Genomic DNA, 1,530 nt, shown 5'->3' on the forward strand with positions numbered 1-1,530 from the left:
GACTGGCAGGAGTTCTGAGTCGTACGGTCGCCATGCCGCCGGCATGGCGACCGGTCCCGGCGGTAACGCCCGGCGTTCGCAGCGCAGCCCTTACGCAGCTGCGCATTCCTGCAATACGCGAACCATAGCTTGGCGCATTACACGCCGGCGCATGTCGGAACCACGTCGGATTTTGCCTTCGCCGACCAACACGCGTCGGAAGGCAGACAGCTTCCTAACCGCCCGCCAACAAGGATCCGCACACCGCTCAATTCCTGGCCGCCATGTCGATATCCATGGGGTGGCAGCGCATCGCCACGAGGCGCCGCAACGCTGGCCTGCCAGCGCGTGCGACCCGACTCCTTCTGTCCCCCAAAGGTCGGCTATGAACGCACTTCTGCAACGCTACAATGTCGGTCGGCGCCTGGGCATGGCGTTCGGCATCCTCATCCTGTTGTCCGGTGTACTGGTCGCCATGGGGCTGCTGACCATGGCCAGGGCGCATCGCGAACTGGACAGCATCGTCAACGGCAACATGGAAAAGGTCCGCCTCTCCAACGAGATGCTGGACGCCAACACCAATGTGCAGATCGGGCTGCTGTCCATCACCATCGTCGATGGCGATGCAGCCAACCAGAAGATGATCGACATCGTGCAGCGCAACCGGGCGCGCTACAAGGCCGCACACGATGCATTGTCGGCGATGCCGGCGATCCCGGCCGAACGCCAGGCCATGGCCGCGATCGAGAATGCGCGCGCGCAGTCGGTGCAACTCAACAACCAGGTGCTGGCGCTGGGCGAGAAGGACCTGAACGCCCAGGCACAGGCATTGCTGCTGGGCGATGCCGCGGTGGCGATGGAGAAGCAGCAGGCGGCGATCCGCGCCAATGCCGATCTGCAGCGGCGCTTGAGCCGGGAGGCCTATGCTGTCTCCTCGGCAGCGATGGCGCGGGGCCGCATCATCCTCATCTCCGGCGGCCTTGCGGTCCTGCTGGTCAGCGGCCTGCTGGGCTGGACGATCACCCGCAGCCTGACCGGGCCGCTCGGCCGCGCCACCCGCGCCGCCGAAGCCATCGCCGATGGCCGCCTGGACAACGACGTGAGCACCGACGCGCGCGACGAACCCGGCCGCCTGCTGGTCGCGATGGGCCGGATGCAGACCCAATTGCAGCGCTTCTCCAGCGAAACCGCGCTGATGATCGAACTGCATGCCGACAAGGACGTGACCCACCGCATGCCGCAGGACTTTCCCGGCGTGTACGGCGAGCTGAGCAAGGGCATCAACACCATGATGTTCGAGCATCTGGACGCCATCGTCGACGCCATCGGCGTGCTCAACGAATACGCCAACGGCGACCTGCGCCGCGACGCCCGGCGCCTACCCGGCAGCCGCGCGGTGCTGCACGAATCGATGGATGCGGCCAAGGCCAGCCTGTTGGCGATCAATACCGAGATCAAGCGCCTGGCCGCGGCCGCCGCCGCCGGCGACTTCAGCGCCCGCGGCGATGCCGCGCATTTCCAGCACGACTTCCGGCTGATGGTGCAGGACCT

General features: G+C 66.3%; 1 protein-coding gene. It reads left to right on the plus strand.

The window, feature by feature from the left end; genetic code table 11:
- Positions 1-364 precede the first annotated feature (364 nt).
- Positions 365-1,530, plus strand: a 1,166-nt coding sequence (locus D183_RS0120015) for an MCP four helix bundle domain-containing protein (RefSeq protein WP_017910566.1), incomplete at its 3' end; no start/stop codon positions are given.

Source organism: Xanthomonas sp. SHU 199, assembly GCF_000364665.1.
GTDB lineage: Bacteria > Pseudomonadota > Gammaproteobacteria > Xanthomonadales > Xanthomonadaceae > Xanthomonas_A > Xanthomonas_A sontii.